Source organism: Stieleria neptunia (genome assembly GCF_007754155.1).
GTDB lineage: Bacteria > Planctomycetota > Planctomycetia > Pirellulales > Pirellulaceae > Stieleria > Stieleria neptunia.
Genome location: NZ_CP037423.1, coordinates 6,329,246 through 6,340,975, shown reverse-complemented (window position 1 = coordinate 6,340,975; position 11,730 = coordinate 6,329,246). Strand labels below are relative to the sequence as shown.

Genomic DNA, 11,730 nt, shown 5'->3' with positions numbered 1-11,730 from the left:
CCTCGCTGCGCTCGACCCTCCCTGCCAGGGAGGGTGACTTAGGTTGTCTCGATCCCCATGCTCCTGGCAGAGTTTCGTGAGGAGCGGTTGTGCGCTGCCCCTACATCCCGCTGCGCAGGGCGTCGAGATGTCGTCCGAAGTGATCGTCGAGCACTTCGCAGTACGTGTCCGGGTGTGCGACCAGACAATCGCGGACGACGGCACCCCACTTGGCGTCGGTCAACACGGATCCGAAGGTGCAGTGCAGGATCTGGCGTCCGGGTTTGGTGAACCCTTTTCCTGCGGGGACGTCCGCCCACATTTCCAGGTACTCGCTTTCCAGCGTTTGGTCGTCGGCTTGATCGGTCGTCGGGGCGTCGGCGAGTGTTGCCGAGACGTGATAGGTGGCCTTGTCGGTTTCGTATCGATCGCGTGAGAAATCGATGATGCCGCGGAAGGCAGCCGGATCATGGCGTGCGACCACGCGGAGCGCTTCCAGGTAGCTGGTGCCGGCGGTCTTGACGTGAAATTTGCCGGCCGTGGTGCGAGCCAAGGCGGCGTACATCGAAACCTTGTCGCTGCCGGAGTGGAGGCTCAGTTTGTAAGGTCCGAGCAGTTCAGCCACCGCCGCGTGATCGGCCAGCGAAGCCTCCAGAGCCGTCAAATCGCCTTTGAAATCGACGCCTTTTTCGAAGTCGCCGATAAAACGCGGTGCCAGACTGACCAGCTTCATGCCGCCCTTGAGGCACTGGTCGGCGATGATGTAGTGCTCCGGCAGTGTGGTCGGCTGATCGGTTTCGTCGACGGAGAGTTCAATTTCGTAATCTTGACCGGCCGTTTCGTTGACGTGTCGGATGTAGTCACCGAGTTTCAGGGCGCGTGCGATCGCGGGGCCGTACTTGACCGCCGCACGCATGCAAGCCTCTTCGTCCAGCTGGATCGTCGATCCGGTCGACAGCTGGATCGACTTGCCCAGATACGAATCGAACCAGGGCGCGGTGTCGCGGGCCGACGAAAACTTTTCTCGCAGCGTTGCTTCGTCATAGTCATCGGCTTTTTGGTCGACATCGTCGGAGGGATCGATCGTGAAGAATGTGAACCCGGCCGCAGCGGTGATGTCGACGTCCTGATCAATTTTCAGGTGGTCGGCGTCGGCTCCGATCGGCCCGTCCCATCCGGCTGCTTCGGCCGCCTGCATCGCGTCGGCCATCACGCCTTCGGGCGTTCGCTGGGTTCGCGTCATCTCGCGAATCGATTGCTGGGGGAAGATCGCCGTGATTCCAGCGCCGCAACGCTTCATCGCGGCGACATGCCCGGGGGTTGCGAGGCCGGTGCGATCTCCGAATCCGAAGCTGGGTTCAAGCCCGAGGGTCGTGCATTTCTTGGTCATTGCAATCTATTCCACAGGGAGGGGAATGTTTGGGAGTGGTTTCGTGTTTGGGGGGTAGCTTACGGTTGGATCTGGGATCCTTGAAGCACCTGATCGGTTGCGGTCCGGCCGCGGGAAAGCGCCGGCGTGGCAAATCACGGTCCAATTCTGGCGAAACATCAACAATGCATCGGTGATCGACACCAAAACGAAGCCGCCAGCAGTAGGCTGGGGAACGGAAAAAACGTGGATTTTTTGACGCTTCTCGCTGAACGCCACCAGCCTTCCTGCCCATCGCATCGCGAAGAACCACGCCAATCGGTTGCGTGCATCTCTTTGAATCTGTCGGGCGGGACTGAATTTTCGCAATCGGAGTGAGTGGCGATGAGCGAGACGTGTCGTTTTTTTTGCCAGGTCAATGCGTCGGCGACCCCGTGGCGGCGGATACGCCACGCTGCGGAAAGAAGCCCCAAATCCGGCGAACTTTTTGAATTCGTCCGATGTCTCTCAAGAGGGCGTGAGAAGCGTCCGATACCTCACTTCACGACAAGAACGATTCTCCCAGTCAGTCGCGAAAGGCAGGCTGGACGGATCCGGGAGTTCTTGACGGTTGCGGAAAGTTTTCTTACTCTTTCCGTCAGTTGAAGGCGACTTGGCCGAGTGGTTAGGCAGCGGATTGCAAATCCGTCTACAGCAGTTCGAATCTGCTAGTCGCCTCTCTTTGAGAGGTCCGATTCTCGAGACCGATTGATTTGACGCAATGGCGCCGTGCGAGCTGGTACATTGAGAGGCTCTACCCCTCTCGCGGAGTGCTCGCATGTGGAATTCGATTTGCCGATGGACAGCCGGCATGCTCTTTCTCGGCGTCGCGGTGGCCGTTGCCGATGAAGCGGTCGATGATCAAGCCGTTGCCGAGGTCGATGCCGTTGCCGAGGTCGATGGACTCGTGTTTCGAGAACCCTTTTCGGGGCTTTCGGCCAGCGAAATTCAGTCCAAGCTGATCGTGTTTTTGGTCACCGACGAGGACCCGTTCGCGTGGACCAAGGCCAAGCTGGACAAGGCCGACAAAAACCGTCTCGGCGGGGGACCCGATGTTTGGTGCGGCCAAAATTTTCGACGCTCGTTCCAGAAACTGTTCGTCAATCGTCCCGACCTCAAGGATCGCTGCATCGCCCAACGCGTCGTCGCGGGGTTGCCGGCCAATTTGACCGCTGATGTCACACGGACTCTGCCGCCGCGGGCGATCACGGCGATTTGTGATGGGCAATATCGGCTGCTTCATTTCAGCGTCGGTGTGCCCGAACCGGACGATTTGATTCAGATGATCGAAGACGCCGAAGAAAACAAAGCGTTGCTGCAACTGCATCCCGATGATCCCGCCGCGCTCGGAAAAGCGATCTTGGAGCGGACGAACAAACGGGTGCGACGCATCTATCGCGAAACACTCGCTCGCTTGGCCGAACCGATGAACTGGGATCAGACGTTGGCCACGGTCGACGATGCCTGGATCTCCAACTACGCACGCTTCGTCTCGGAGCTGAATCCGAGTTACCTGTTCGATGTGCGGTTGCGGTTCGGACTGAGCGATACCAGTGATCTGGTGCGACTGATCGTTTTGGAACAGCACTGCGAAACGCGTCGGGATTGGTGTGACGCGTTGGCTCCCTACATCATCGGGCGGCCGATGCGTTCGATCATGAATCCGTTGGTCGATACCACGTGGGCAATCCCCGCGGTGCTGGAGAGCAACGCGGAGGATCACGAAGAGGTGTTGAGATGGTTTTCGTCTCGCCGCGAGAATTCGTATGTGGTACTGGCCATCAAGCCGACGAATCTGGACCGCGACATCACGTGGCCGCCGCCGAACATCAGCCGCAATCCGCTGGCCAAGCGAAGCTGGAGTGAGTTGGAAACGGCGATGTCCAACCATCCGTTTCGCAGCGTGACCGCGGAGGAGTTGGCCGTGGTGCTTCGCGAGAACGACGAAATGCCGATCAACCTGCTCGCACCGACGCGGGCGAGATACGTGATTTTTGAGCCCGGGAAAAAGAAGCTGACGGTGGTCCGCGAATCGGATCTGCCCGGCAAGTTCATTCATCGGCTGGAGACGAAGTAGCGACCTCCATCGGCTTGGTCGCCCTCGTTACGAGGCGTCGCCTGGGAACAAGAAAAGTGGGGTAAGCATCCTGCTTGCCACCCTTGCCGGCTTCGCCGGCGTGCTCACGAGGCGGGGTGCATGAATTGTCTAAGTGGCGGAGTTGATCGTAGCGGACGTCGTCAAGACTTTCGCGAGCCGCCGGCCCTCTCTGGCGTTTGCTTGCTGCGCAAACGCCGTCTCTCCCAGAGGGAGAGAGACTAAATGGATTGCAGAATGCTGCAGTAAAAGAATCGAAGTCCCCCGCCTTACTCTCACGGGAGCCGGAGCCCCCGGGGCAGTGTGTTCCCAGGCGGAGCCGGGGGAACAAGTGCGGTGGCCCTCAGCGTTTCGCTGGCGTCTCCAGCGGCAGCCGGTCGCGTTCGACCAGCGACAGCATCTCCTGGACCTGTTCGGGATGCGCCGCGGCGATGTCGTCGCTCTCCCCGATGTCGCGGCGCAGATCATACAGTCGCCAGTCGGGGTTGCCGTTTCGGTTTTTTCGGTAACGCACCAATTTCCAGGGGCCGCGGCGGATACCGATCGACGTCTCGCCCTCTTGGCTGGCCCAATACAGGTACGCGTGTTTCGGTTGGGAATCGGGCTTGCCGATCAAGGTCGGTAAATAGGAGATGCCATCGATGTCACCGGGCGGCTCGATACCCGCAACGTCGCACGCGGTCGGGAGAAAATCCCAGAACGCTGACGGCAAATCGGATTGTGTTCCGGCGGCCACTTTGCCGGGCCAGCGGGCGATCATCGGGACGCGGATGCCTCCGTCGTGCATCGAACGTTTGTAACCCTTCAATGGGCCGTTGGAATCAAAGAACTCGTGATCATGGTTGCCTTCCCGGTGGGGGCCATTGTCAGACGTGAAAATCACGAGCGTGTTGTCATCGATCGACAGATCCTTCAACAACTCGAACAGGCGACCGACATCGGCGTCCATGCGGGTGATCATCGCCGCAAACCCTTTTTCCGGGTTCGGCCATTGGCGGTCCGCGTAGATGCCATAGTCGGGGACTTCCATGCCGTCCTTCAACACGCGTCCGCCTTCGTTGTTCGCATGCGGGATGGTCCAGTGGATGTGCAACAGAAACGGGCTGCGATGGTTGCGTTGAATAAAATCCAGCGCCGCATCGGTCAGCTTGTCGTGGGAGTACGTTTCTTTCTGTTTCGAGACCCGTCCGCGGGCACCGGGAGCATCCATCAAGACGTTTCCGGGCAAGCGGTCTTGGCGATCGTTTTCCCATAGAAACGGCGGATAGTAGTTGTGGGCGTTGCTTTGATTCATGTAGCCGTACCAATAATCGAATCCGTTTCGATTGGGGTGGCCATCGTTGTCGATCTCCGCCGGTTCGTTGACGTTTCCGAGCGCCCATTTGCCGACGCCACCGGTCGCGTATCCGGCCTGTTGCAGCAACTTGGCGACGGTTTGTTCTTTGCCGGTCAATGAGAACGCACGATTACCGGTCAGCCCCGTGTGGCCGACATGTTGGCCCGTCCAAAGCACCAAACGCGACGGACGGCAAACCGTGTGTCCGGCGTAATGATCCGTGAAACGCATGCCTTCGGCCGCCATGCGGTCCAAGTGGGGTGTTTGGACTTCTTTCTGGCCATAGCTTCCCAGATCGCCATACCCCAAGTCATCGACCATGATGTAGATGATGTTGGGGCGATCTTCGGCGGCGATGGCGGTGCATGACGCGAACGCGACGAACGCAGAAAAAACGAGGAACGATTTGCAGAGGAGTTTGGGCAGGGGCATCGGTGTCACGTTAAGGCGGGTAGTGCTTCGTCAATTTTAAACGGAGGGTGCCGCGGAAAAGGGGGCAGGTACCAAAAATGCGAAGCACCCTGCGGGCCATTTGGTTTTTGGTACCTGACCCCTTTTCCGCTTGAAGTGCAGACCCGCAGTATAAAGCCCATCGATCCAACCGTGGGATCAGCTGAGTCAACGTTGAGCCGCCGGCCGTAAGGCCTCGGGCGGCGCCACAATGCCCGGCCGCTGACGCGCCCGCGGCTCACTCAATCGGCCTTCACTGAGCGGTATTGGGGGCGCCGCCGACAAACGGAAAGCCGATGGCATGGACGAACCGTACGTTGCCTACTTTTCGTCGCGGTAGTTCTGGCGGTCCAACGCGTATTGATCCGCGTCGGGCAAGGCTTCGGATTCGGGCGTCTCGGATTTCCAAAGCTGTTCCAAGTACGGCCGGCACCAACCGCAACCGGTGCCGGCGCCGAAACACTCCGAAAGTTGCGACGCGGTTTTGGGATGCTCGGTGCGAATGAACTGGATGACTTTCCGCTTGGCAACGCCGAAGCACAGGCAAATCGGTTGGTCGTCGTTCATGAATCGTCGGCCGGACAGATCAACAGGGTCGCGACGCGGCACGCGGCCAGGTAATCGGGGATGTTCAATCGCTCGTCGGCCGTGTGGATGTTCTCTTGGCCGCAACCGACGGTGACGGCGTGGATGCCGTGCTCTTTCAACCAGTTCGCATCCAATCCTCCACCGGCGACTTGGCGGTAGGGCTCGCGACCGATGGCCTTCAGTGCCTGTTCGAGCGCTTCGACGGACGGGTCGTTGTCGGCCAGACAGAAGGCTTCGTAATCGACGCGCGACTTGAAATCGCATTTGCCGCAGAGACCTGCGACATTGCTGACCGAGTCGGCGGCGGCTTCAAACGCCGCGCGGATCTGGGCGACGATGGTTGACCGGAACTCGGGGTCGTGGCTGCGTGCTTCGGCGCGCAAGGTCACGTGGGGTGTGACCACGTTGGTGGCGTCGCCCCCCTGGATGACGCCGACGTTCGCCGTCCCGCTGCGTCCTTCTTTTTCGATCCGGCCGAGCCATCCGTCGGATTCCAGGTCGGCGATCGCTTTGGCGGCCATCACGATCGCGCTGGCGCCCTGTTCCGGGGCGGCTCCGGCGTGCGCGGGGATGCCTGTCAAACCGATTTCCATCCGCTCGCCGCCGATCGCACCGACGGTGACCTTTTCGATCGCGCCGCCGTCGAAATTGAAGGCCCGATCGACGGGACCGACCAACGACGCGTCCAGATGACGTGCCCCTTCCAGCCCGATTTCTTCTTGAATGAAAAAGGCGATCACGGCGGGATCGAGATCGGACCGTCCCCTTCGCAGCCGTTCGATCGCCGCGGTCAGGATGGCCGCGCAGCCGCTCCGGTCGTCAGCCCCCAGCCCGGTTCCGCCGTGGCTGTGAACGCGGTCCCCCTCGACGAAGGGGTTGCTGCCGAGACAGATCGGGACCGTGTCCATGTGTGCCGAAAGCAGCGTCCGGGGGCCCCTGCCGCTGCCCGGCAGGTGAACGATCAGGTTGCCGCAATTGCCTCTCATCCGGGTCCGGGTTTCGGCGCCGTCGTAGCGGATCGCTGATTCGTCCAGTCCGGCCTGAATCAAGGTCTTGGCGATGCGGTCGGCAACGTCGCGTTCATTGCCGCTACCGCCCTCGATTGAGGTCAAATCGAGGTACCGGGCCAGTGCTTCAGCTTCGTTGACTACGATTTCTTTCATCTTGCGGTTAAATTGAGGGCGTTCCGGAAAGCCGGCTTTCCCATTAGCGTAGGGTTCGATCCGTCGGCGTGTCGAGTGCCTCGCCTCCTTTTACCGCGTGTTGGTCTGCGTGAATCTTCCCGTCATCCAAACCGAATCCAGCCCGAACGAGCCCCCGCCGCGGGACGGCCGCGCGCACCTGCTGGATCTGTCGTTTGCCGATTTCCAGCGATGGCTGATCGAACACGGCCAACCCAAGTTCCGTGCCAAGCAGGTGTTTGGTTGGATCTATGAAAAACGGGCGCGCGAGTTTGACGCGATGAGCGACCTGCCCAAAACGCTCCGCGAGCAGTTGGCGGCGGAGTTTGTGATTTATCGATCCGACGAAGCGGCGGTACAAACCAGCCGTGACGGCACCGACAAATTGCTCGTGCGATTGGCCGATGGTGGAGAAGTGGAATGCGTGCTGTTGCGCGACGGTCATCGACGCAGCATCTGTGTCAGCAGCCAGGTCGGTTGCGCGATGGGGTGTGTGTTTTGCGCCAGCGGGCTCGACGGGGTCGATCGCAATTTGACCCAAGGCGAGATCGTCGAACAAATGCTTCGACTGCAGGCCCGTTTGGAACCGGAGGAACGGTTGAGTCACATCGTGATGATGGGCATGGGGGAACCGCTGGCGAATTTGGATCGCGTGCTCGGCGCGTTGGAGACGGCAAAGTCGCCCGACGGATTGGGGATCAGCCCGCGACGGATCACGATCAGCACCGTCGGCTTGCCACCGGCGATCGATCGGTTGGCCAACAACGGCGTGCCCTACAACCTGGCCGTCAGTCTGCACGCACCGAACGAGGCACTGCGCAGCGAGCTCGTCCCGGTGAACGAAAAGATCGGAATCGATGCCGTCCTGGCTGCCGCCGATCGCTACTTTGCCGCCAGCGGACGCCGGCTGACGTTCGAGTACGTTTTGTTGGGCGGCGTCAACGACGCTGCGGAACACGCGCGAGAATTGGCGCAATTGCTGCGGCATCGCACGGTGTTGCTGAACGTCATTCCCTACAACCCCGTCGAAGGGTTGCCGTACCAGACGCCCAGTCAACGAGCGATCGCGGAGTTCCGCCAGATCCTGGAATCGGCGGGCGTCAACGTCATGTTTCGGCAACGCAAAGGCGACGAAATCGACGCCGCCTGCGGACAGCTGCGACGCAATCGGAAGCCGCACTGAAAACCAGATTTCAGCGGGACGCGTGAGCGACCGGCGCGTGGTGATGATCTCTGCACGCAATGCCATCTACATTGGCGCTGAAGGAGTTAGCGGAACGGCGCGAGCCGTCCGGTCGCGCTTCAAAAACACCGTGAAAGACCGGAGGGCTCGCGCCCTGCCGCTAACAATAGACACCCCGCTTGGCGCCGGGGGCACGCGCCACTGGCCGACGACGCGTCCGACGAAGTACGAAAAACGGATTCAGATCCCGTACAACGGTCGCAGCTTGTTTTCCAGGTAACGCATCAGGTGATCCGATGAGAGTGGCTTGCCCGTCGCGGCGGTGATCAACTCGCTGCCGCTGTGATTTCGCCCGTGCCGGTGCACGTTGTCTCGCAACCATTCCAGCAATGGCGCGAACTCTCCGCGTGACATCATCCCGTCCAGATCGCCCAACGATTCAGCGGCGGCGTCGAACAATTGCGCCGCGGCCAAGTTGCCGAGCGTGTACGTCGGAAAGTACCCGAACAATCCCGCACTCCAATGGACATCCTGCAACACGCCATCGGCGTCCGACGGCGGCGTGATGCCCAGGCACTGCTGGTACTGTTGATTCCAAGCTTCCGGCAGGTCGCTGATCGAGAGCTCTTCGTTGATCAATGCCTGTTCCAGTTCGAATCGAATCAAAATGTGCAGGTTGTACGTCGCCTCATCGGCCTCCACACGAATCAGACTCGGTCGCACCTGGTTGATCGCGAAATAAACATCCTCCAACTCGGTTCCGCCCAGTTGCCCCGAAAACGTTTGCTGCGCTTTGGGGTACAGCCAATCCCAAAACGGCCGGCTTCGCCCGACCTGGTTCTCCCACAAACGCGATTGGGACTCGTGGATGCCCAGCGACACATAGCTGCCCGGTGGCAAACCGAACCAATCGTTTCGCAATCCCTGTTCGTACATGCCGTGACCGGCTTCGTGCAACGTGCCGAACAGCCCGCTGGGAAGCCAGTGTTCTTCGTAACGTGTCAGAATGCGGCAATCATTGGGCCCCAACGTCGTGCAGAACGGGTGGCTGGTTTCATCCAAGCGGCCGCGAGCAAAATCAAACCCGACCCACTCGGCCACGTCACGGCTGAAGGCCCGCTGTGACGGGATCGGAAAACTGCGTTGAAGCGGCTCGACGTTCGGCTGTTGCGGCGAGTCGGTCACCGCGACGATCAATTCGCTCAACTGCTGTTTCAGGTCGCTGAAGACGGGGTTCAGTTCATCGACCTTTGCATCCGGTTCATATTCGTCCAGCAACGCTTCATAGACGCTGCGCGAGGTTCCTTCGGCCATTCGGGAACCGGCTTCCCGTTTGAGTGCGATGATTTCGGTCAGCGCGGGCTCAAAGGCGGCGAAAGAATCTCGTTTGCGGGCGTCATCCCATGTCTGTTGTCCCCGCACCGTCGCGACGCTCAAGCGGGTGACCAAGTCGAGGGGGAGTTTTTGGTCGCGGACAAAATCGCGGTGCAGCGATCGGATCGTGGCGGCCTGGTCGGAATGTGGATCCAGGTCGCCACTGTGCTGGAGCAATTCCTGCAACGCGTCGCCATAGTGGGCATCGGTACGCAGTTGGTGCGCCGAGGAGCGGAGCGTGCTGACTTGCTCGGCGCGGTACTCACCGGCCGCAATCGGCATGCCCGTCCGCTCATCCCACTCCAACGCATCGGCGGCGGAATGGAAGATCGCGGCGCGGCGAGCGGTGGAGCAGACGGATTGGAATTGGGATTCGTTCAGGGGCATCGGGACGGCAGGAAAATGGGAAACGAAGACAAGAAAATGGGTGACAAGAAAACCTGAAATCTCAAATCTGAAATCTATCCGCCCGGCGCGACGGCGTCTTGCTCGGGGGCCTCGCGGAGTTCGAGTTCGTGGTTGAGGATTTCGAGCAGGGTTTGCAGGAACACGACGACCATCGGGCCGATCAGGATTCCGATCGGGCCGAACACGGGGACGCCTCCCAGCACGCTCAGCAGCGCGACCAGTGGATGCAATTCGGAGTGACCGTGCAACACATAGGCTTTGATCACGTTGTCGATCGAGGAAACAATCGCGGCGCCATAGATGGCCAAAAAGATTGCCGCTCCGTAGCGTTGGTCGACTGCAGCCAGGTAGATGGCGCAGGGCACCCAGACCGATGCGGCGCCCAAAAACGGAATCAGGGCCATCACGGTGGTGACCATGAACAGCAGGATGAATGATTCGAATCCGCAAAAGAAGAATGCGATCGCGGCGAGCAGTCCCTGCACCAGTGCGCTCAAGATGCTGGCCAACACGACCGCACGACTGGTCTTTTCAAACTCGCCCAGCAGTCGCAGTTCATAGGAGTCGTCGAGTGGACTGAGCCGCATCAGCGTGTGGACCATCGCCGGCCCGTCGACGAAGAAGAAGTAAATGGAGATCACCATGATCAACATGCCGATGGCGATTTGCGCGACGACTTTTCCCGTCACCCCGGACAGTTTGACGAAGCGTGGCTGCAAGTACTCCCTTGCCGCGCGGATCGCCGCGGCCAAGTCCTTTTCACTCGGATTGGTCAACAGTTTGACTTCGGTTCGAAAGGATCCACCCAATTTGGCATTCATCCAGGAGTGAATCGACGCCGATGCGACCACGGATCCACGATGAAAACGTTCTTCGACGGCGATGCGTTCGGCCGTGTCTTCTGATTCTTGAATCGTTTCCAACTGCGAGACGACCTGGCTGAGTTCATTCAAGTGGACTTGCGCAAGTTCGCCGGTTTCACCCGTCGGGGCGGCGCCGACCACTTCTTGATCCAGAAAGGTGATCAGCTCCTTTGACTCTTTGATCTGTGCTCGGACCAAATCAGGCTCGTCGATCTGGTCCAGCATGCCGGCCAGATCGTCGAGTCGGCGGAACCGGTCGGCGTGTTGAAGTTCAAGCCCCAGCCGGGTTCGGCCTCGCTCAAATGCCGCTTTCAAATCGTCCAAGTCCGTTCGGCTGACCAACCCCGTCAATTGCCCGATGGCCACGGTTAAGAGCAAGACGATCGGCATCAACACGATCGCCAGAATCACCGACGTCGTCGCAACGGCTGCGGTGCGTCGTCGGCCGTTCAGTTTCTTCAGAATCCACTCGTTGACCGGTCGGAAGATGACGACCAACGCCGCGGCCATAAACAGTGGAATGAAGAATCCCACCATGACCTTGTAGAACAGTAATCCGACAACCAGGATTCCCGCGATCAACATGATCACCGAGGTGATCCGCGCCAGGGACGGCAGTTTTTCCAAGGCCGTCCGTGGCGTTGACTCGTCTCCGGGCGGTGCCGCGTGGGCGTCGGTTGCCGCACCGCCGACGGGCTCGGGACCGGAAGGGGGTTGGGCGTCCGCGGACTCGGTTGACGATGTCTCGTCTCGATCACGGGGGGCGTCATCGGAATTTTCGGAGGGTTCTGAATTCACGGCAACGGTGCCCCGGGGTGGCTGAAAAATCGGTCTGGACGCATGATAGGATCCGGCACCAGCGCGG

8 protein-coding genes and 1 tRNA gene are annotated in these 11,730 nt (G+C 60.1%); 3 read left to right on the top strand and 6 right to left on the bottom strand.

Going from position 1 to position 11,730, the window contains the following annotated elements:
* Window positions 1-100 precede the first annotated feature (100 nt).
* Window positions 101-1,369, bottom strand: a complete 1,269-nt coding sequence (locus Enr13x_RS22160) for a tagaturonate epimerase family protein (protein WP_145389065.1) — start codon at window positions 1,367-1,369, stop codon at window positions 101-103.
* 625 nt (window positions 1,370-1,994) lie between these two features.
* Between Enr13x_RS22160 and Enr13x_RS22155 the strand changes: the two genes are divergently transcribed.
* Both Enr13x_RS22155 and Enr13x_RS22150 read left to right on the top strand, forming a co-directional pair.
* Window positions 1,995-2,065 (top strand) — tRNA-Cys (locus Enr13x_RS22155).
* 100 nt (window positions 2,066-2,165) lie between these two features.
* On the top strand, window positions 2,166-3,464 hold the full coding sequence (locus Enr13x_RS22150; protein ID WP_145389064.1) for a hypothetical protein: 1,299 nt from the start codon (window positions 2,166-2,168) through the stop codon (window positions 3,462-3,464).
* Between the two features lie 361 nt (window positions 3,465-3,825).
* On the opposite strand, the gene Enr13x_RS22145 is transcribed toward Enr13x_RS22150, so the two are convergent.
* From Enr13x_RS22145 to Enr13x_RS22135, 3 genes are all read right to left on the bottom strand, one after another.
* Entirely contained in the window at window positions 3,826-5,250 is a 1,425-nt protein-coding gene (locus Enr13x_RS22145; RefSeq protein WP_145389063.1) for an arylsulfatase, read from the bottom strand.
* Window positions 5,251-5,589: 339 nt separating this feature from the next.
* Window positions 5,590-5,835: a (2Fe-2S)-binding protein gene (locus Enr13x_RS22140; protein ID WP_145389062.1), complete on the bottom strand. Its 246-nt coding sequence runs from the start codon at window positions 5,833-5,835 to the stop codon at window positions 5,590-5,592.
* Window positions 5,832-7,019, bottom strand: coding sequence for a M20/M25/M40 family metallo-hydrolase (locus Enr13x_RS22135; protein ID WP_145389061.1), 1,188 nt, complete (start codon window positions 7,017-7,019; stop codon window positions 5,832-5,834). Before Enr13x_RS22135 ends, Enr13x_RS22140 begins: the two co-directional genes overlap by 4 nt.
* 100 nt (window positions 7,020-7,119) lie before the next feature.
* Between Enr13x_RS22135 and rlmN the strand changes: the two genes are divergently transcribed.
* Window positions 7,120-8,220 (top strand): 23S rRNA (adenine(2503)-C(2))-methyltransferase RlmN, encoded by a 1,101-nt coding sequence (gene rlmN / locus Enr13x_RS22130; protein WP_390621112.1) that lies wholly within the window; start codon window positions 7,120-7,122, stop codon window positions 8,218-8,220.
* Between the two features lie 240 nt (window positions 8,221-8,460).
* Here the strand turns inward: rlmN and Enr13x_RS22125 are convergent, their stop codons facing one another.
* Window positions 8,461-9,981 carry a carboxypeptidase M32 gene (locus tag Enr13x_RS22125; RefSeq protein ID WP_145389059.1) on the bottom strand — a complete coding sequence of 507 codons (1,521 nt, stop codon included), beginning with the start codon at window positions 9,979-9,981 and terminating at the stop codon, window positions 8,461-8,463.
* A gap of 74 nt (window positions 9,982-10,055) precedes the next feature.
* On the bottom strand, window positions 10,056-11,663 hold the full coding sequence (locus Enr13x_RS22120; RefSeq protein ID WP_145389058.1) for an AI-2E family transporter: 1,608 nt from the start codon (window positions 11,661-11,663) through the stop codon (window positions 10,056-10,058).
* Window positions 11,664-11,730 lie beyond the last annotated feature (67 nt).

Bases quoted from the DNA above. Each gene is read 5' to 3' on its own strand.
- Enr13x_RS22160 (WP_145389065.1), bottom strand. From the start codon at position 1,369: ATGACCAAGAAATGCACGACCCTCGGGCTTGAACCCAGCTTCGGATTC.
- Enr13x_RS22150 (WP_145389064.1), top strand. From the start codon at position 2,166: ATGTGGAATTCGATTTGCCGATGGACAGCCGGCATGCTCTTTCTCGGC.
- Enr13x_RS22145 (WP_145389063.1), bottom strand. From the start codon at position 5,250: ATGCCCCTGCCCAAACTCCTCTGCAAATCGTTCCTCGTTTTTTCTGCG.
- Enr13x_RS22140 (WP_145389062.1), bottom strand. From the start codon at position 5,835: ATGAACGACGACCAACCGATTTGCCTGTGCTTCGGCGTTGCCAAGCGG.
- Enr13x_RS22135 (WP_145389061.1), bottom strand. From the start codon at position 7,019: ATGAAAGAAATCGTAGTCAACGAAGCTGAAGCACTGGCCCGGTACCTC.
- Enr13x_RS22125 (WP_145389059.1), bottom strand. From the start codon at position 9,981: ATGCCCCTGAACGAATCCCAATTCCAATCCGTCTGCTCCACCGCTCGC.